Source organism: Lutibacter sp. (assembly GCF_021647475.1).
GTDB lineage: Bacteria > Bacteroidota > Bacteroidia > Flavobacteriales > Flavobacteriaceae > Lutibacter.
On sequence record NZ_JAKIUR010000049.1, the window covers coordinates 1 to 20,506 of the forward strand.

Sequence of the window (20,506 nt, forward strand, 5' to 3'; positions counted from 1 at the left end):
TGACAAACCTGTGCAAGTAGTTAATTGTGTTGAACTTATAAGGTAATCCATATACAACTCTTTTAAGTTATTAACAGCCATCAGTCTTGCTTGCAAATTTAATCATTATTTTTGCGTAAGGTCAGTTCTTTAATTAAAATTTCATCATTTATATATACCAATATTTTTTTTTGAACTCGATAATTTAAACGCTTTAAAACTTCTGCATAGGAATTAATTTGAAGGTTATGCTTTGCTTCAAATTTACCCGTTTTATAATCTATAATAGTTACCTTTTGATTGTCAAAAATTAATCTATCAGGAATAACAATATGATGTTCTTTTGTCAAAATTTCTTTTTCGGTTAACACCGTTGCATTTTGAGAAAAATAAGGTGTTAATTTTTCATGAGTTATTACCTTATTTAAAATGGTTATAATTTTATTTTTTTCTTGGTTGGTTATCGTTCCATCAAAAACATACGTGTTTACAACTTCTTCAATATCATTTTGAGTTTTAATTTTTGATAAAATTTCATGAATTAAATTTCCATAAGCTATGGCATCTCCTTTTTCTGTTTCCCATAAAACTGATGAATTTGCAACTATAGTAATATTTTGATTTTTCCAAGAATTGGTAATAAATTTCTGCTGACTAATTACTTTTTTATCTGGTTTTGTATTCACTTCAACTCTCTTTGAATTTCCAAAAGTATAAGTAGATTTTTCTGCTTCCCATAAGTTTTCTTTTATTAAATAATTAATAAACAAACCTGAAGAATGTTTAACATCTTCTTCACCTTTACTATTTATTTTTTTCTCCAAAACAACATACAATTGTTCAACAGCTCTAGTTAATGCAACGTATATTAAATTGAAATTATCTAATTCATTCTCCTCTCGTTTTTGTTGATATAATTCTTCTCCTTGTTTTCCAATATATTTTAGTGCATTGCCATAATTAACCAAAGTAGTTTTTAAAATAGCATCTTCTTTGTTTTTATACCAAACCTTTGAATTTTTATCACTATAAATATCTAAATTATATGGATAAATAATCACTGGAAATTCTAGTCCTTTTGCTTTATGAATAGTCATAATACGAACCGCATTTTCTGCTTCAGGAGCCACAATGCTTAACTTATCTTTTTTTAGTTCCCAATACTCTAAAAAACTGGATAAAGAAGCTTCATTTTTTTGAGAAAATTCAAAAATAACGTCTAAAAAAAACTGGATATATGAATTGGCATCATCCGTAAGATTAAAACTTCTGATAATATATTCTATACTTTCGTAAAAAGGATTTTGATAAAATTCATTTTCATTAAAATAAACTCCGTATTTGTGTAATTCTTTGTAAAAATTGGAAGTGTTTAAATTTAATAAACTAGCAATAAAAAGATGTTTTTTTTCATCACACTTGGTATGTTCGTGTAAAAAATACAACAGTTTTACTTTGCTTAATTCATCTTCGTTATTATTTAAAAAATTTAACAGATTAATAATGAATTTTACTTTTGGATGGTTGTTTATTAGTAGCGTTTCTGAAGATATTATTTCTATATTATTTTCAGATAAATAATCTGCTATTTCAACACCATGTTTTTTTGAACGAACTAAAACACAAACTTCATTTTTATGATAAGCTGCATCTAAATTTTGAATAATTTCTAATACTTTTTTAGCGTAAATTAAATCTTTTTCTTCATCTTCTTTTTGCTTTTCAACAAAGGAAAGTTGTACAAATCCACCTTTTTTATTGTTTTGTTTTTGTTGATTTCCCTCAATATATAATTTCTGAAAACTTGAATTATTTAAAAATTTAGCGAGATGCGTAAAAAACCGATTATTAAAATCTATAATTTCACTATAACTTCTATAATTTGTAGGTAAGTTTTCAACCTTTTTTTTAATGGTAAACGGATTGTTTTTTTTGTTTTTTCCTTCATTAGATAACGCAATAAATTGCTCTGCTTTTCCTCCTCTCCATCTGTAAATAGCTTGTTTTGCATCGCCAACCAACATTAATTTTCCTACTTCGGAAGCTTCATTTTCAGAAGAAATGGCATTTTCTACTAACGGAATTAAATTTTGCCATTGTAAAACCGAAGTATCTTGCATTTCATCAATAAAATAATATCGAAATTTTTCTCCTATTCGTTCATAAATAAAGGGGGCCGGCTCATTCTTAATTGTTTCATTTATCTTTTGATTAAATTCTGCATTTAAAACTAAATTATTATCCGTTTTTATTTCTTGAAGTGCGTTATAAATATAATTTAACACCGCTAAAGGAATTAAACTCTTTAATATTAAATGATTCAATGTTTTTTGTTGATACAATATTTCCGATTCATTATACAACGCAATCAATTTAGGAAGACAACTTTCAATGGCATTTTTAATTTCATCCGATTTTGATTTTGCATAAAACACTCCATTTTCAATGTTTCGCTTTAAAGTATTTTGATCAAAGAATTTTGCTTTTTTAGTATTTGTAGTTAAAATTTCAAAATGTTTAGGAAATTGAGAGCGATAAAAATCATTTTGTGCTATTCCTAAATCGTTAATTATGTTCAACCCTTTATTCCCAATCTCTGTTAATTTTTTTTCTATAAAACTATTTTCTTTTTGAAGTTCAGTTTTAATTTTTTTAAAATCTTCAACAGAAACGTTTTCAATTAATTTTAAATTTTTAGCGTGATTTTCATTTAAAATTATTTTTGCGAATTTTTTTAACTCATTGGAAATATCCCAAGCTTTATCATCTTCTAAATTTTGAATGGAATAGCTGATTAATAAATCAGTTAATTTAGCATCAATTCCTATTTTAGAAATTACCAAATCTACTGCTTCATTTAGTAAACTTTCTGCATCCATTTCAACTTCAAAATTTACAGGTAAATGCAAATCGTAAGCAAAAGTTCTAATTAGTTTGTGGGTAAAACTGTCAATAGTGGTAATGTTAAAAGCAGCGTAATTTTGTAGCATCGTGTTTAATACATCACCAGATCTTTCAATAATAAGTTCAGCATTTAAATTTAGTTCTGTAACTATAGTTTTAAACATTTCATTTTGCTTTCCTTCGGAAAACTCGTGTAAATTTTTAATGACACGTTCTTTCATTTCACCAGCAGCTTTGTTGGTAAAAGTAACTGCTAAAATTTGCTGAAATTTAAATCGGTCAGAAGAATTTAAAAGAATTTTTAAATATTCTTTAACCAAAGTAAAGGTTTTTCCGCTACCTGCAGAGGCATTATAAACTTGAAAAGATGTTGAATTTAGCACGGTATAATTTTACTGCAAAATACTATTTTAAACACAAAAAGCCGAACAAATGTTCGGCTTTTAATAAAAATATAATCCTAAATTTTATTTACTTGTTTTATGGATTTAGTAAAATCTTCCAAATCATTATCATTTAAAATTAAATGAATAGCTTCATCTACCACTTTTTCAATATTATCTATTGGAAATCCTAATCCTACAGCTATTTTACGTAATGTACTTGCTTCTTTTTTGGAAACTTCATCATCTGCATAAATCATTTTAGCTAATAAAAATAATTGTTCAATACGTTCATCATAACTATGTGGAGTAACCATAGAAAATTTAGAAGGATTTTTTATAATTTCAGTTTGCATTTCTTTCATAATATGAAATTGTTTTGCCAAACGTTTTAGTAATTTTTCTTCTCCTTCTGAAATAATGCCATCCGCTAAAGCTAATTTTACAATACTTGCAAAATAAGCAATATTATTTTTTTGTTCACCTTTTAAATTGTAGTCTGCAATTCCCATTTAGTTAATTTTAATTTTTTATAAATTAACTAAATAATATTGATATTAAAAAAATTAATGTTGAATTGGATTCGCTTTTTTAATCTTTTTTTTAAAATCCTCAAAATTAGGTTCTTTTAAAAAGAATTTAATCGCTGCTTTTACTACTTTTCTGACATTTTCAACAGGAAAACCTAAACCAACTGCTATTCTATCCATCATAGAAATTTTATCAATAGTCGGATTTTTATCTAAAAAAAGCATTCTCGTTAAATCGTACAATCGTTCTAACCTATCATTATAACTTACTGGTGGATTAACAGGATATTTATCCGGATTTTTTAAAATAGTTTTAAATTCACTTTTTAAAATTCCTAAACTGCAAGATAACCGTTTCAAGAGTTTTAATTGTTTTTTGGGTTTAATTCCCCGACGCTCTGCGTCGAAATAAAAAAGGAATTTCCTATTTGATACCTCGTATGCTTGCGTCGAGGTAGTTCATTTTTTGGTTTAACCCGTTGTGCATTTTGATAAAATTTCGTCAATTCGAGTGAATTTTAGCCTTTTTAGGCTTAAAATTAGTATCGAGAATAGGTTTTTTATTTAAAAACAACTGTTCTCGATACAATTTTTTATCAAAAAATACTCGAACTCGAACTGATGTAACAGTAAGTTTAAAAAGTCAAAATGCACAACGAGTTTGGTTTATTATAAATATACAAAATTTTGAGCAAAATTTTAAGTAAAATACTACCTTTGGCAAAAATTTTACATTTTTGAGTAAACCTGCAATTATTAAAATTTACGAACAGGTTGTTAAAAAAAAGCAATTAGTTCAGTGCTTATCAAAAGAAAAAAACCATTTCCAAATTTCAAATTTGGTGGGATCTTCATTGTCTTTTATTATTTCAGAAACCTTTAAATCTGCTGAAAAACCATTTCTACTTATTTTAAATGATAAAGAAGAAGCTGCCTATTATTTAAATGATTTAGAGCAGTTAATACCCGAGAAAGATGTATTTTTTTATCCAGGTTCTTATCGAAGACCTTATCAAGTTGAAGAAACAGATAACGCCAATATTTTACTGCGTTCCGAAGTTTTAAACCGAATTAATTCTCGTAAAAGTCCGGCAATTATTATTACCTATCCTGATGCACTTTTTGAACAAGTAGTTACCAAAGCAGAATTAAACAGAAACACTTTAAAAATTGGATTAAATGACCTATTGACTTTAGATTTTGTTAATGAAGTACTTTTTGAATACGATTTTAATAAAGTCGATTTTGTTAGCGAACCTGGTGAATTTTCTGTTCGTGGTGGTATTATTGATGTTTTTTCCTATGCAAATGACGAACCTTTTAGAATTGAATTTTTTGGCGATGAAGTAGAAAGTATTAGAACTTTTGATGTTGAAACTCAATTATCTGTTGATAAACTTAAAAAAATTAGCATAATGCCTAATGTTGAAAACAAGGCGTTAACCGAAAAACGCGAAAGTTTTTTGAGTTATATCTCATCCAAAACTGTCATTTTCACCAAAAACATCGATTTTTTAGCAAATCGATTAGATTCATTTTACACAAAAGCAGAAGAAGCTTATGCCGAGCTAAATTCTATTTTAAATCACGCAAAACCAAATGCATTATTTTGTGATGGAACAGCTATAAAAAATCAGTTGCAAAATTTCACTTTAATTGAAATTTTAAATAGCCGGCAGACTAATAAAGATTCGGAAGTTCAGCATGACATTATTCAATTCAACACTAAACCTCAGCCTTCATTTAATAAAAATTTTGATTTATTAATTAAAAATTTCCAAGAAAATACGGCAAACGGATTTAAAAATTATTTGTTTTGCGATTCTCAAAAACAAGCAGAACGTTTTCATGATATTTTTAATAATGTTGAAGAAGAAATTGAATACAAAGCCATTGTATTTCCTATTTATCAAGGTTTTATTGATGTTGAAAATAAGTTAGTTTGTTATACCGATCATCAAATATTTGAACGTTATCATAAATTTCGTTTAAAAAATGGCTACGCAAAAAAACAAGCCATTACCTTAAAAGAACTTACTAATTTAACTATTGGTGATTATGTTACTCATATTGACCATGGTATTGGAAAATTTGGCGGATTACAAAAAATTGATGTGGATGGCAAAAAGCAAGAAGCCATTAAACTAATTTATGGAGATAGAGATATTTTATATATCAGTATTCACTCGCTTCATAAAATATCAAAATACAGCGGTAAAGATGGAAAACCACCTAAGTTGTACAAACTTGGTTCAGGAGCTTGGAAAAAACTTAAACAAAAAACCAAATCACGCATAAAACATATTGCCTTTAATTTAATTGAATTATATGCAAAACGAAAAATGCAAAAAGGATTTCAATATAATCCTGATAGCTATATGCAAAATGAACTGGAAGCAAGTTTTATGTATCAAGATACTCCAGATCAATCCACTGCTACACAAGATGTGAAAAATGATATGGAAAGTGAGCAACCAATGGACAGGTTAGTTTGTGGCGATGTTGGTTTTGGGAAAACAGAAATTGCTATTAGGGCAGCTTTTAAAGCGGTGGATAATGGCAAGCAAGTTGCCATTTTGGTCCCAACGACTATTTTAGCATATCAACATTTTAGAACCTTTACAGAACGATTAAAAGATTTTCCTGTTGTAATTGATTATTTAAATCGTTTTAGAACTACCAAACAGCGAAAAGATATTTTAGAAGGATTAGAAAATGGTAGTGTAGATATTGTTATTGGAACACATCAACTAACAAACTCAGCAATAAAATATAAAGATTTAGGATTGTTAATTGTTGACGAAGAACAAAAATTTGGTGTAGCAATTAAAGACAAGTTAAAAACTATTAAAGAAAATGTAGATACGCTTACCTTAACTGCAACTCCAATACCAAGAACCTTACAATTTTCGTTAATGGCTGCACGTGATTTATCGGTAATAAACACACCTCCACCAAACCGTCATCCTATTGAAAGTAACGTAATTCGATTTAATCAAGAAATTATTAGAGATGCTATCAGATATGAAATTCAACGAGGTGGACAAGTATTTTTTATTCATAATAGAATTGAAAACATAAAAGAAGTTGCAGGTTTATTGCAGCGGCTACTTCCTGATGCTAAAATAGGTATTGGTCACGGACAAATGGAAGGAAGAAAATTAGAACAATTAATGCTTTCCTTTATCAATAATGAATTTGATGTATTAGTTTCTACAACTATTGTAGAAAGCGGATTAGATGTACCAAATGCCAATACCATTTTTATAAATAACGCTAATAATTTTGGACTTTCAGATTTGCATCAAATGCGTGGTAGAGTTGGTCGATCTAACAAAAAAGCTTTTTGTTATTTTATCACTCCACCGTATCATAATATGACGGATGAAGCACGAAAAAGAATTCAGGCAATAGAACTTTTTACCGATTTAGGAAGTGGAATAAATATTGCAATGAAAGATTTGGAAATTCGTGGTGCTGGCGATTTATTAGGCGGTGAACAAAGTGGATTTATTAATGATATTGGTTTTGAAACTTATCAAAAAATATTAAATGAAACTATTGAAGAACTCAAAGAAAATGAGTTTAAAGATTTATACAAAAGCACTTCTGACAAGCCTAAGGAATTTGTAAAAGATATTCAAATTGATACCGATTTTGAAATTCTTTTCCCAGATGATTATATCAGCATTATTTCTGAAAGATTAAGTTTATACAACCAATTAGCAGATCTTAAAACAGCAGAAGAATTACAGAAATTTGAAGAGGATTTAGAAGATAGGTTTGGGGAAATTCCGGTACAAGTTGAAGATTTACTAAATAGTGTTCGCATAAAATGGGTTGCTAAAAATTTAGGTATTGAACGCTTAATTTTAAAACAATCTAAAATGATTGGTTATTTTATTGCAAACCAACAAAGTGAATTTTACCAATCTCCAATATTTAGCCAAGTTTTACAATTTGTACAACAAAACAGTGCTATTTGTAAAATGAAAGAAAAAGAAACTAAAAACGGATTAAGATTGTTGCTTACTTTTAATCATATTAATTCGGTAAATAAAGCACTATCCACACTTCAAAAAATATAAAGATTGAAAAATCAGCATCTAAAAAACCTTATTGAACTTAATATAGGTATTCTTTTTATTAGTACTTCAGGTATTTTAGGTCGCTATATTTCAATGCCTCCACCTATAACTATCTGGTTTAGGTGTTTTTTAGCGGCTATTTTCTTAGGCTTATTTATTTGGTATAAAAAAATAGATTTAAGAATTATTAACAAAAAAGATTTCAAAACCATCATAATAAGTGGATTGTTATTTGGCGTACATTGGGTTACCTATTTTTACGCTTTGCAATTATCAAATGTAGCAATAGGAATGTTATCTTTATTTACATTTCCTGTAATTACTGCTCTTCTTGAGCCATTATTTTTTAAAACGAAATTAAATATTAAACATGTTTTTTTAGGTGGAATTGTACTTGTTGGAATCTATTTTTTAACTCCAGAATTTAATTTGCAAAACAATTACACTTTAGGCGTAATATTCGGTTTAATTTCATCAGTCTTTTATGCCTTAAGAAACATTTTATTAAAGCAAAAAATTGCTACATATCATGGCTCTATGTTAATGTTTTACCAAATGATTACCATTACATTAGTTTTATGGCCAGCCTTCTTTATTTTTGATGTTACTCCAAGTAATCATGATTGGAGTGCTCTTTTAACTTTAGCAATTTTAACCACTGCTATTGGGCATACTCTTTTTGTAATGAGTTTTAAAAACTTTTCGGTAAGCACAGCGAGTATAATGAGTAGTACTCAACCTATTTATGGAATAATATTTGGAATTATTTTTTTAAGTGAAATACCAGCTTCAAAAACAATTATTGGTGGGTTTTTAATACTTTTAACCGTTGTTATTGAAAGCGTTCAAATCAAAAAAAGATAAAATGGAATTTTTTAGAATAATAAATAAACAAGTTACCGAATCAGATTTACAAAAAAATATTTATCCTGAAAATATTGAAAAATTTGCAGACTCTATGTTTTATATTGAAGCTAAAAATCATGATTTTTTAGGCGGAACTATTTGGGGAGAATTTTTAATGAGTTATTCAAAAATTAATGGCGGAGTTCGGTTTACTTTATTAAGTTGTCCTAATGCGTTTGCTTGGACTATTACCACAGGATTCCCTCCGGATAAAGATAAAATTGTGTTGCACTGCACCATAAACAGAATTCAAATTTCTACTGAATTTATTGAAGAAATCAATGAGTTTTTAGATGAATGGGAAACTGGATTAGCAAATCAATTTTAAAACTACTTAAACTCATTGTGCATTTTAACTCTTTAAACATCCTGTTACGTCCGTTCGAGCCTGCCTGTCATAGAATACAGGCAGGCAATAGTAGGTTTAAAAAGTTAAAATGTACAACGGGTTATATTCATATTTTTTAAGGATTAATTTATTAGAAATAAATAACTTTTACTTCTTTTACGGTATCACTATTTAACAAAAAGCTTGCCTTAGAAAATTTTGGACGATTTCCTATTCCAATAGATTGGTAATTAGAAAAACCAATACCTTCTTTTGGAAGAAGAAAGCTTTTATCAATTTTACCATTTTTATTTTCGTCATGGAGTATGTTAATGGCATACCTTCCTTCGGGTAAATTACTAAAAATTACGGTTGAAGAGTCTTTTGTAATAGGTGCAATTTTCTTTTTATAGTATCTTTTATATTTTTCATCAGGGATAGAACCTTCTTTATTATACAATGCAAATTGAACTACACCTTTTGAATTTCGTAAATATTTTACTTTTATGATTAAAGAATGGGTTTTATCAATATCTTTTTTATTAAAAGAAATAAAGATTATTAGTATAAAAATGAAGACTATCTTTTTTATTACTTGTGCCATTTGATTGTAATTAAATAAGTTAAAATTGTAAAAATAAGTGTTACTGTAATTCTAAAAAATAAAGCCCCAACAGTTCTGGTTTCATAAAGACCTCCCAAATTAATATGAATAAATAATCCGATAAGTGCTAAAATTAAAATTATAATGGAGGCTATCAACGGTTTTATACTCCATTTTTTTAGATTGATAACTCCGTAAATAGAACATAAATAAAGGAAACTACTTATAAGGTTAGCCCAAACCACAAATAACACATAGTTTCCTTCTTTTGCTCTTATACCAAACCAATCAAAAATTACAGAACTACTTAAAAATAAGGTTAATAATGTAAATGCAATTAAAGTAATTAGGGTAATATATTTAATTATTTTTTTCATTTGTGTAAAATTTTAAGTTGTTTTCTTATAGCTCCAAACAGCAAGTCCGTTCATTATAATAGCATATATTAATGTTTTTATAAATAATGGTAAAATATCAGTAAAACTAGAACCTTTAAGCATTACCATTCGTATAATTTCTACAAAATATTTTATGGGATTAAATTCGGTTAAAAATTGCGCCCATTTTGGCATACTTTCTACAGGGGTAAATAAGCCGCTCATTAAAATAAAAATTACGACAAAAAACCAGGCTATAAACATTGCTTGTTGTTGCGTATCGGTAAAATTGGATATAAATAATCCCATCCCTAAAATAACTAAAATATAGATGGATGTATAAAGATAAAGTAAAAAAATACTTCCTACCATTGGCACATTAAATAATAACTTTGCAATAATTAATCCAATAGTTAAAAGTAGTAAGCCTAATACCCAAAAAGGAAATAATTTACCAATAATAAATTGATACTTTTTTATTGGAGTTACGTTAATTTGTTCTAAAGTTCCTATTTCTTTTTCTCTAACAATATTCATTCCTGATAAAAAAAGTGTAATCATAGTAACTAATAAAACTAAAATACCAGGCACCATAAACGTTTTATAGTTTAATGTTTTGTTGTACCAAAACGATGGAATACTCATAATACTTTTAGGTAAATATTTTACATCTGAAGATTGCAGTAAAGTGGTCTTAATTTTTTTATTAAAACTTTGAATAATTTGATTTATATATACGTTTTCAACTCCAGCCGCTGCACCATCTATAGCGTTGATAATTACCGATAAACTAGTTCTTTTATCTTTTAATAAGTCTTTTTCAAAATATTGGGGTATTTCTAAAATAACATCTACATTGCCTTTTTTCATTGCTGAACTTGCAACTTTTTCAGAAGGAAAATCATCAATAATATTAAAATAATTAGAAGCTCTAAATTTATCAATTAACGCTCTAGATAGTGGTGTGTGGTCATGGTCAACAAATGAAAATTTTATATTTTTTATTTCAAAAGTAGCAGCATTAGATAGGATAACCAATTGCAGTAATGGTAACACAAAAATAATAGGGAGCATTGCCTTATTTCTAAAGATTTGCTTAAATTCTTTTTGAATGATATATAATATAGTTTTCATACTTTAGTTTTTAGTCGTCATAACGAGAAGCGATAGCGACGTGGTTATCTCATTTTACAGAAAGAGATTGCACAATTTTTATCAAAAATTTCGTAATGACAGTTTTTCAATATTCATTATTCCAATCTAATTTTATATTTTTTAATACTCAAAACAATAAAAAACAAGGTCATAGCAAATAAAATTAATGTTTCTTTCCAAATAAAAGAGAGTCCAACACCTTTTAGCATAATTCCTTTTAAAATTATTAAAAACCATTTTGCTGGAATAACATCGCTAATAATTTGTAATATCACGGGCATACTTGTTATTGGGAAAATAAATCCTGATAACAAAATAACAGGAAGCATAAGTCCCATTAAAGAAATCATCATAGCAGTTTGTTGGGTTGAAGATATGGTTGAAATTAAAATACCTAGCGATAAAGCATTTATAATAAATAAAACACTTTCTGCACCAAGTAAAAATAAACTTCCTTCAACAGGCATTTTAAAGATAAAAATACTTAGTAAAACAATTACAATGGCATTAATTATTGATAAAAATATATATGGAAAAACTTTTCCAATAATTACTTGAAATGGTTTTATAGGGGATACTAATAAAATTTCCATAGTTCCCATTTCTTTTTCTTTGGTGATTGAAATGGAAGTCATCATTGCTGAAACCAACATTAAAATAATAGTCATAACACCTGGAACAAACATAAAAACACTTTTTAATTCAGGATTATAAACCATGTGAGACTCTGGAATAATTTTGTAAGGAGTTTTAATTGCTTTGTTTATTTGTTGTTGATATTTTTGAAGAATGGCATTTACATAATTAGTAATAGTATTTGCGGTGTTTGGATCGGTGGCATCTGTAATTATTTGAACAGTTGCTTTATTATATTTAGTCAATTTTTTACTAAAATCTTTTTCAAAAACTAATACTGCTTTTACTTTTCCTTTTTTAAAAACGGATTCAATTTCGGCTTCATTAGTAATAAATTGCTGATTACTAAAATACTTTGAAGCCGTAATTTTATCAATAATCTCATTTGTTGTTACATCTTTTGATTTATCATAAATGGCAATATTTACATTGTTAATTTCATTAGTAATGGCAAACCCAAAAAGCATTACTTGTGCAATTGGCATTCCAAATAATATAAATAGAGATCGCTTATCTCTAAAAATATGGTAAAATTCTTTTTTTATAAACCCTATAAATCGTTTCATCCCATCCTAAATCCTTCCCAGAGGGAAGGAACTTTTTAAATTAGTATTCATTATTATTATCGTCATAACGAGCCTGCCTGTCGGCAGACAGGGAGCGATAGCGATGTGGTTATCTCTTTCTATAGAAGAAATTGCCACAATTTTCATCAAAAATTTCGCGATGACATTTTTTATAGTTTATTATTATTCATTTTTTTTCTTCTTGTCTTTCTGCTTTCTGAAATATTGAAATAATTCAAAGAGATTGCCACAGATTTGTGAAAAAACAAATCTTCGCAAAGACGTTTTTTATAGTTTATGTCTTTGTTCTATTCTCTTTATTCTTTTATCACTAATATTCATAATTCATAATTCATAATTAAGATTATCCTCTTGCTAATTTTAAAAACACATCGTTCATATTTTCTGCTTTAAACTGTTCTTTTAATTTTTTAGGAGTGTCTAATGCTTCAATTTTACCGTCAACCATAATTGAAACTCTGTCACAATATTCAGCTTCATCCATATAATGTGTAGTTACAAAAACAGTAGTCCCGTTATGAGCAGTTTTGTAAATCATTTCCCAAAATTGGCGTCTGGTAATTGGGTCAACACCGCCAGTAGGTTCGTCTAAAAACACTACTTTAGGATTGTGCAATAAAGCTACAGAAAAAGCTATTTTTTGTTTCCACCCTAAAGGCAGTGAGCCAACTAACTCATTAGCAACTTCTTGTAAATTTAACTCATTAATTAAAACTTCCGATTTTTCTTTTATGATAGCTTTTGGCAAGCCGTAAATTCCTCCAAAAAAAGTAATATTTTCTTTCACGGTTAAATCATCATACAATGCAAATTTTTGACTCATATAGCCAATATTTTTTTTAATATCTTCAGGATTGGTATATACATTAAAATCAGCTACTTGAGCTTCTCCAGAAGTTGGTTTTGAAATGCCAATAAGCATTTTCATAGCCGTTGTTTTTCCTGCTCCGTTTGCACCTAAAAAACCAAATATTTCACCTTGCTTTACTTCAAAAGAAATTTTGTTCACTGCAGTAAAATCACCAAATTTTTTAGTGAGATTTTTAACTTGTATGACATTCTTTATATTCATTTTTATTTCTGTAACTGTCAGTTCGAGTTAAGGCTTTTGCCGAAGTGTTGAGAACTTCTCGATACAATTTTCTATCGAAAATCACTCGAAGTGACGTATTTTTTTATCAATCTTGTTATTCCTACCTTTCGTTTTCGCCCAGTAACCGGTTGCTGAGCGGAGTCGAGAACTACTTATTTATAATTAAAAACCTCTGGACCGTGCTCGAGGAAACATAACTTTTTTATTTTGCTAATTCCATAAAAGTATCTTCAATGGTTGTTTTTGTTTGTTGAATAAAAACATTTTTCAATCCGTTATTTTTTAAATATTGTTGTAAATCTGCTGGATTAAAATCATCTCTTTTATCAGTATAATGGACAAATTCACCAAAAGGATATACGCTATGATTAAATTTATATTCATTTAAATTTAGAATAAGACTGTACATATTATTAGCCTTTACATTGTATATTTTTTTTGGATAATGTTTAACAATTTGTTGAGGTGTATCAATTTCTAAAATTTTTCCATCTTGAATTAGAGCAATTCTATCGCACAAAGCAGCTTCATCCATATAAGGTGTTGAAACTAAAATGGTAATACCTTTTTGTTGTAAGTTTTTTAATATTTCCCAAAATTCTTTTCTTGAAACAGCATCTACTCCGGTGGTAGGTTCATCAAGAAATAAAACAGTAGGTTTATGAATTAAAGCACAACTTAAAGCTAGTTTTTGTTTCATTCCACCAGATAAATCGCCTGCTCTTCTATTTTTAAAAGGTTCAATTTGAACGTATATTTCTTTTATTAAATCGTAATTTTCTTCAATGGTAGCCCCAAAAATAGTTGCAAAAAACGTTAAGTTTTCTTCTACTGTTAAGTCTTGATATAGCGAAAATTTCCCTGGCATATAACCTACACTATTTCTAATTTTTTTATAATCTTTAACAACATCAAATCCGGTAACGGATGCAGTTCCTTCATCAGCAATTAATAATGTAGTTAATATTCTAAAAAGTGTGGTTTTACCTGCTCCATCCGGACCAATTAAGCCGAATATTTCTCCTTCTTTAACTTCAAAAGAAACGTTTTTTACAGCAGTTACCTTTTTAAAAGATTTACTAATATTTTCGAGTTTAATACTCATTTTTTCAAGACGATTGGTTTAATTTTTAGATTTCATATTCATCATGCCGTTACTTCTCATTTGCTTTTCGTGTTCAGCAAACCAAGAAGGTGTTTCTATTTTATTTTCATAAATGTAGGTTGCTATTTTTGTTAAATCTTCTTTTTTAAAACCTTGTTTTGGCATTACTTTAAATCGGTTAACAGCACCTTTCATTAAAGAATTTTCTTCTTTAGGATTACTAGCCCAACTTACAATTGCATTTACAAACGTATCTTTTGTGTTATACCTCATAGAATACATTTTTTTTACGGCAATCATTGGAGGAGCAATTATATTATCATGATTTTTAGTATTTGGATTATGGCAAGCGTAGCAAGTAGTTTTTAAAAGCTGATAACCTTCACTATTATTAGCTGTTTGTGTTGCTTCAATAGGTTTAGTTTGCGTGTTGTTTTCTTTTTTTTGAGTAGTATTTTTACAGCTAGTTAAAGCTATAATAACTGTGAAAATTGCAATTATTTGTTTACTAAAAGTGTTCATATTAATGTGTTTATTAAATTAATTATTTGTGTTTACTTAAAGTAATTAGAGTAGTTGCCTAAATGCTTTTGAAGTGTTTTAAAACTTTTTTTACAAGTAGCTAAATTGGATGAGCTCAACCCTTCAAACACGTTTTTCATGGGTAATAAATAGTTGTGTAATTGGCTGTGAGATTCTCCTTTCATGGTACACTTTGTTAAAATAGTACTAAACTCTTTTTCAAGGTTGCTTTTTAATAATGCATAGGCAGCAACAGATTCTTTATTAGAAAAGGAGTTTAGTAATTTTTGCATATTTTTAATTCCTTGCGTGGTTTCAATATTAGCAGTCCACATTTTACCATGATTTAATTGAATTTTGTTTCCATTTTCATGATGATGAACCTCTTTTACGGTTTCTTTTAAATTAGATTTCTCTTGTTTTTTATTGGTTGTTTTTCCACAAGAAACTATGGTAGTTGTAATTATAATTGCTAAAATTAATTTGATGTTATTTTTCATAATATTTTTTTATTGATTAGTATTTATCCACATTTCAGCAGGCATTCCAATTTTTAAACTGCCATCATTTTTTACTGTTACTTTTACCGCATAAACAAGATTTACGCGTTCTTCTTTAGTTTGAATTATTTTAGGCGTAAATTCAGCTTCTGAAGCAATCCAAGTAATAATTCCGTCATATTTTTTTGTGCCATCACCAGTATCTATTTTTACCGCTACTTTTTGTCCAATTTTAATTTCAGGCAATTGAGTTTCGCTAATATAAACTCGTAATTCCAAACTACTTAAATTAGCAATTTTATATAAGGGTTTTCCAAAAGATGTAATTTCATAAGGTTCGGCATATTTTACCAACACAGTGCCGTTAATAGGATTGGTAATGATACTTTTTTTAATTAGGTCATCTAATTGTGCAATTTGTGCATTACTACTTTTTAATTCGTTTAAAACGGCTATATTTTGAGTTTTAATACTGTTTATTTGTTGTTTTAAAGTGGCAACTTTACCGTTAATATCATCTAATTGTTTTTGAGTACCAGCATTTGCTTTTAGTAAATTTACCATCCTGTTTTTTGAAATCATTGCAGTTGTTAATTGAGCGTTTAAAACGCTAATTTGTGATAAAACTCCTTTAGATTTTGAACGAATAATTTCTTTAGAAGCAATAAGTTGATCTTTTTTTAAAGATAACGGAATGGTATCTACCAAACCAACATTCTGATTTTGTTTTAATTGTTGACCTTCTTCCACAGTAAATTGTAATAATTTCCCGTTACTTTCTGAAGAAACAATGGTTTCAGTAGCTTCAAAATTTCCATAGCCATCAGCTTTATCATTACCGTTATTGCAAGAAATTAAGGTGCTTGCTAAAAGTAATGTTCCTATTATTATTTTAGTAATTTTCATAAGTTTCAATTTAGTTTCCTTTAGTTGTTTTATAATTTGCTTTGGCTGATAATAATTCTATTTTATGAGTACTTAAATTATTTTTTGCTTCGTATAAATTAGTAAATTCTGTAATGTAAGCCGAAGCTGTAATTACGCCATTTTTTAATTGAGAGCTGGCAGTTTTTAAAACTTTTTCACGAAGTTCAATAATTTGTTTATCAGATTTAATAAATGAAGTTATTTTGTTTATTTCGGTTTGTTGTTGATTTAAAGCAATATTGGTATTTAACCTAAATATTTCTTGTTGATTATTAACAAAGTCTTTATTAATTTCTAATGATTTCCGTTCTTTTTTATTGGCTTTCCAATCAAAAATATTCCAATTAAGTTTTAATCCAGCCACATAATAAGTTTGGAATGAGTTATCTAACATATTTAAACCAGGATTTCCGTAACCTCCTGTGGCAAAGCCTACTAGCTTTGGACTATTTTTTTTAGCAATTAAGCGTTCTGATGCATTAATTTGTTCTTTTTGAAGTTGAAATAAATCTAATTCTGGGCGTTTAATTGCTGTTGTTAAATTCGCTGAAATAACAGGTTTTGCTAACATTATATTTGTGGAAATAGTTTTTCCAATGATGGATGATAGCGTTTGAACCAAGCTTATTTTATTTTGATTAATTTCAGAATATTGTTGATCAATTTTTAACAATTCAGCTTCTAAAACGTTATCTGAAGAAGGTAAAATAGCACCAAATTCAATACCAGCTTTTACTTCTTTCAATTTAGAAACTAATTGTGCTTTTTTAGCATCGAGTAAGTCTTTTTTTTCTTGTAATAATAGTATGGTAAAATAAAGTTGATTTACTTTGCTATTTAATTGATATAGACTTACTTCCACATTTTTTTGCTGTGTTTTTAAAGTTGCTTCTTTAACTTTTGTTGAAGCGTTAATTAAGCCACCATCATAAATAAGTTGATTTAAAGAAATGGTTGTTTTATACTGATCTTTATTTGGCGGTTCAATGCTGCCTCCAGGAAAACTAACAGGTATTTCTATTACGTCAGATTGATAGGTTGCTTGTGCTGTAAAATCTAATTTTGGTAATTTTTTAGTTTTTATAATCTCTTTATCTATAGTGTTTTGCTTTGCAAATAGTTCATTTTGTTTGGCTAAAGGATAATTTTTTTTAACTAAAGAGTAGCATTCATTTAAACTCAAGGTTTCTTGAGCTGTTGTGTTAACTGAAAAAAGTAATATTAAAAATCCAGCGGCAAATTTTAAAGTATTAAATAGTAGATAAGATTTAAGTCTGTTGTCATTCCTGCAAAGGCAGGAATCTTTTTGATTTATAATCATTGTCTGGATTCCTACCTTTGCAGGAATAACAAATTTTAATTGGTTCATTTTAATTAAAGTTTTCATTATGTTTTATGTTAAACTTTTATTGCGTTAATAATAAACTCAGCTACTTCCGTTTTTCGTTCTTCAATTAAATTTTTAAACTGAGTATCTGAAGTGTCTAAAACTTTTTTTAATAAAGGTGAAGCTACAAAAGGGAATATATTTAAGGCCATAATATTTATAAATAAATGTTCTGCTTTTATTGGTCTTAAAGTGCCATCAGCTACTTTTTCTTTAACTTGAAGTTTAAATTTTTTGATAGAAGGGAAATGGTTTTTTGAAATTAAATCATTTACAAATTCATTATTTCTATTCATTTCTTGTAGAATAAAATTAGGTAAGTATGGATGAGCAATTACAAACGTTATGTAATTATGAGAAAACCCTTTTATTTTATCGCAAATACTGCTGTCAGCATTCAAAATTTCATTAAGCTGAGGTGCTAATGTTGAAAATGCCTCCATAAAAACGGCTTTAAATAATAGTTCTTTACTTCTAAAGTAATAATGTAGCATAGACTTATTGATGCCAGCTTCATCAGCAATTTCTTGCATTCGAGCACCATCCATTCCTTTGTGTAAAAAAATAGTTTTGGCTGCTTTTAAAATAGAAGCCTCAGTAGTATTTGTTTTTCTTTTATTCATTTTTAACTAAAAGGTTTAACTAAATGGTTGACAAATGTAAATCATTTTTTTTAAATATCAAAATTTGCATTACATTTGAGCAAATTAAAAACCTGAGTTAGACATAAAGTTCATGATAAATGACTGAAAACTATAACGTCATTGCGAAAATTATAAGCGGTAGTGCATAATTTAAAGCAATCTCCCTATTTTTAATAAGATTGCTTCTTCTTTTCGTTGCACTTCAATCATCGCAATGACGCATACTATTGATTTTCAGTTCAGTAATTATTTTTATATCAAACTCAAATTTAAAACTTTTAAAGGTGAAAAAAATCGTAAAAAAAATTAGTGTTTTTGTTGTAATAGGATTGGCAGCAGTTGTTTATATGTATTATCCAAAATTAGATATTATTACAGGATATGCTTCTAAAAATGAAGCATCTATATTATTTTTAGCTCATAGAACACAAGCTTCAGCTGAAACCCAAGATAATAATTTTTCTCCTATCAATTTAGCAAAAGAAGAAGCGAATTTAACTGATAAGTCGGTTTCAGCAACGGTGTTTGGATTAAAAAAACGTACTGCGATTTTTAGAGAAGGTTTAGGTGCTGTTTTAATGGTTGATGGCGTTAAAGACAGCTTAAAGTACGACATACCAAAACGTAATTTTACATATATAAACTTACCATATCCGTATGGAGATAACCCTCAAAAAGATACTATTTTTAGTGCTATTAATTATCAAAATTTAGGTAAAGCTGTTAGTAATGCATTTGATAAAAATGATGAGTATGTAAAAAAAACAAGAGCAGTGTTGGTTATTTATAAAAACCATATTATTGCTGAAGAATATACAGACGGATTTAATAAAAATACACCAATTTTAGGTTGGTCTATGACAAAAAGTATTACAAGTGCGGTTTTAGGAGTACTTGAAAAACAAGATAAAATTAATGTAAATCAAAATCATTTATTTCCCGAATGGGAAAATGATGAGCGCTCAAAAATCACCATAAATGATTTGCTTCATATGAATAGTGGATTGAAATGGAACGAAGATTATAATACCATTTCAGATGTTACCAAAATGTTGTTTTTAGCTAAAGATATGGGACAAGTTCAAATTCAAAAAAAACTTGTGGGTAAGCCAAATAATAGTTGGAATTATTCGTCTGGCACAACAAATTTATTATCAAAGTTTATTAGAAATCAATTTAAAACACATCAAGAATATTTAGATTTTTGGTACGCTGCTTTGATTGATAAAATTGGCATGCATTCGATGATAATTGAAACTGATTTAGCTGGTAATTATGTAGGTTCATCATATGGTTGGGCAACACCACGTGATTGGGCTAAATTTGGATTATTGTATTTACACAATGGCAATTGGAATGGAGAACAAATTCTTAATAAATCTTGGGTAAAATATTCAGCAACACCTACAAATGGTTCAAATGGTGAATATGGAGCACATTTTTGGTTAAATGTAGGAGGTGTTTATCCGGATGTTCCAAGAGATTTATTTTCTTGTAATGGTTATCAGGGACAACACGTGTTTATTATTCCTTCAAAAGATTTGGTAATTGTTAGAATGGGATTGACTGAAGGACCAGTGTTCGATTTTAATGGGTTTTTAAAAGGGATTTTAGAATCATTTAAATAGTTTTAAACCTATTTTGGTAAACAGTAAAGTACAAATTCAGGGCATTTTTGTATTATATATAAAAAAAGTATATTTGCATAAAAAATTGACTCCTATTACAGGGCAAACTCACACTTTTATTTTCAATATCCTTAATAAATAGTCTTCATCCCAAGCCGCTTTGAGTCTTTTGCTTTTAACCGACAGTTTTTTAGTTTGTTCATTTTTCAGGAGGTTCAAGGCT

General features: G+C 28.1%; 18 protein-coding genes. 4 read left to right on the forward strand and 14 right to left on the reverse strand.

Features of this window, described 5'->3' with window-relative positions; translation table 11 throughout:
- Positions 1 to 98 precede the first annotated feature (98 nt).
- The 3 genes from L3J60_RS10910 to L3J60_RS10920 all read right to left on the reverse strand — a co-directional run bounded on the left by L3J60_RS10910 (position 99) and on the right by L3J60_RS10920 (position 4,156).
- Positions 99 to 3,266: an exodeoxyribonuclease V subunit beta gene (locus tag L3J60_RS10910; protein ID WP_291975566.1), complete on the reverse strand. Its 3,168-nt coding sequence runs from the start codon at positions 3,264 to 3,266 to the stop codon at positions 99 to 101.
- Positions 3,267 to 3,343: 77 nt separating this feature from the next.
- Complete coding sequence (locus L3J60_RS10915; protein WP_291975567.1) at positions 3,344 to 3,778, reverse strand: TerB family tellurite resistance protein; 435 nt, start codon at positions 3,776 to 3,778, stop codon at positions 3,344 to 3,346.
- Positions 3,779 to 3,832: 54 nt separating this feature from the next.
- On the reverse strand, positions 3,833 to 4,156 hold the full coding sequence (locus L3J60_RS10920; protein WP_291975568.1) for a TerB family tellurite resistance protein: 324 nt from the start codon (positions 4,154 to 4,156) through the stop codon (positions 3,833 to 3,835).
- 377 nt (positions 4,157 to 4,533) lie between these two features.
- Here L3J60_RS10920 and mfd point away from each other — a divergent pair, with 377 nt between their 5' ends.
- Genes mfd through L3J60_RS10935 form a run of 3 tightly spaced genes read left to right on the forward strand, consistent with a single transcriptional unit; the run spans position 4,534 to position 9,118 of the window.
- Positions 4,534 to 7,884 (forward strand): transcription-repair coupling factor, encoded by a 3,351-nt coding sequence (mfd, locus tag L3J60_RS10925; protein ID WP_291975569.1) that lies wholly within the window; start codon positions 4,534 to 4,536, stop codon positions 7,882 to 7,884.
- A gap of 3 nt (positions 7,885 to 7,887) precedes the next feature.
- Positions 7,888 to 8,748, forward strand: coding sequence for a DMT family transporter (locus L3J60_RS10930; RefSeq protein ID WP_291975570.1), 861 nt, complete (start codon positions 7,888 to 7,890; stop codon positions 8,746 to 8,748).
- Between the two features lies 1 nt (position 8,749).
- Positions 8,750 to 9,118, forward strand: a complete 369-nt coding sequence (locus tag L3J60_RS10935; RefSeq protein WP_291975571.1) for a hypothetical protein — start codon at positions 8,750 to 8,752, stop codon at positions 9,116 to 9,118.
- Positions 9,119 to 9,269: 151 nt separating this feature from the next.
- Here the strand turns inward: L3J60_RS10935 and L3J60_RS10940 are convergent, their stop codons facing one another.
- From L3J60_RS10940 to L3J60_RS10990, 11 genes are all read right to left on the reverse strand, one after another.
- Entirely contained in the window at positions 9,270 to 9,722 is a 453-nt protein-coding gene (locus L3J60_RS10940) for a DUF2141 domain-containing protein (protein ID WP_291975572.1), read from the reverse strand.
- Entirely contained in the window at positions 9,710 to 10,099 is a 390-nt protein-coding gene (locus L3J60_RS10945; protein ID WP_291975573.1) for a hypothetical protein, read from the reverse strand. Before L3J60_RS10945 ends, L3J60_RS10940 begins: the two co-directional genes overlap by 13 nt.
- A 12-nt stretch (positions 10,100 to 10,111) precedes the next feature.
- Positions 10,112 to 11,233, reverse strand: coding sequence for an ABC transporter permease (locus L3J60_RS10950; protein WP_291975574.1), 1,122 nt, complete (start codon positions 11,231 to 11,233; stop codon positions 10,112 to 10,114).
- A gap of 116 nt (positions 11,234 to 11,349) precedes the next feature.
- A complete protein-coding gene (locus tag L3J60_RS10955) occupies positions 11,350 to 12,456 on the reverse strand; it encodes an ABC transporter permease (RefSeq protein WP_291975575.1) in 1,107 nt (368 codons plus the stop codon).
- A 364-nt stretch (positions 12,457 to 12,820) separates the two neighbouring features.
- On the reverse strand, positions 12,821 to 13,549 hold the full coding sequence (locus L3J60_RS10960) for an ABC transporter ATP-binding protein (RefSeq protein ID WP_291975576.1): 729 nt from the start codon (positions 13,547 to 13,549) through the stop codon (positions 12,821 to 12,823).
- A gap of 223 nt (positions 13,550 to 13,772) precedes the next feature.
- Positions 13,773 to 14,675: an ABC transporter ATP-binding protein gene (locus L3J60_RS10965; RefSeq protein WP_291975577.1), complete on the reverse strand. Its 903-nt coding sequence runs from the start codon at positions 14,673 to 14,675 to the stop codon at positions 13,773 to 13,775.
- Between the two features lie 18 nt (positions 14,676 to 14,693).
- Entirely contained in the window at positions 14,694 to 15,197 is a 504-nt protein-coding gene (locus L3J60_RS10970; protein WP_291975578.1) for a c-type cytochrome, read from the reverse strand.
- Between the two features lie 32 nt (positions 15,198 to 15,229).
- On the reverse strand, positions 15,230 to 15,697 hold the full coding sequence (locus L3J60_RS10975; protein ID WP_291975579.1) for a hypothetical protein: 468 nt from the start codon (positions 15,695 to 15,697) through the stop codon (positions 15,230 to 15,232).
- A gap of 9 nt (positions 15,698 to 15,706) precedes the next feature.
- Complete coding sequence (locus L3J60_RS10980) at positions 15,707 to 16,603, reverse strand: HlyD family efflux transporter periplasmic adaptor subunit (protein WP_291975581.1); 897 nt, start codon at positions 16,601 to 16,603, stop codon at positions 15,707 to 15,709.
- Positions 16,604 to 16,613: 10 nt separating this feature from the next.
- Positions 16,614 to 18,011: a TolC family protein gene (locus L3J60_RS10985; protein ID WP_291975582.1), complete on the reverse strand. Its 1,398-nt coding sequence runs from the start codon at positions 18,009 to 18,011 to the stop codon at positions 16,614 to 16,616.
- 11 nt (positions 18,012 to 18,022) lie between these two features.
- Positions 18,023 to 18,634, reverse strand: a complete 612-nt coding sequence (locus L3J60_RS10990) for a TetR/AcrR family transcriptional regulator (protein ID WP_291975583.1) — start codon at positions 18,632 to 18,634, stop codon at positions 18,023 to 18,025.
- A gap of 305 nt (positions 18,635 to 18,939) precedes the next feature.
- Here L3J60_RS10990 and L3J60_RS10995 point away from each other — a divergent pair, with 305 nt between their 5' ends.
- Positions 18,940 to 20,283, forward strand: coding sequence for a serine hydrolase (locus L3J60_RS10995; protein ID WP_291975584.1), 1,344 nt, complete (start codon positions 18,940 to 18,942; stop codon positions 20,281 to 20,283).
- Positions 20,284 to 20,506 lie beyond the last annotated feature (223 nt).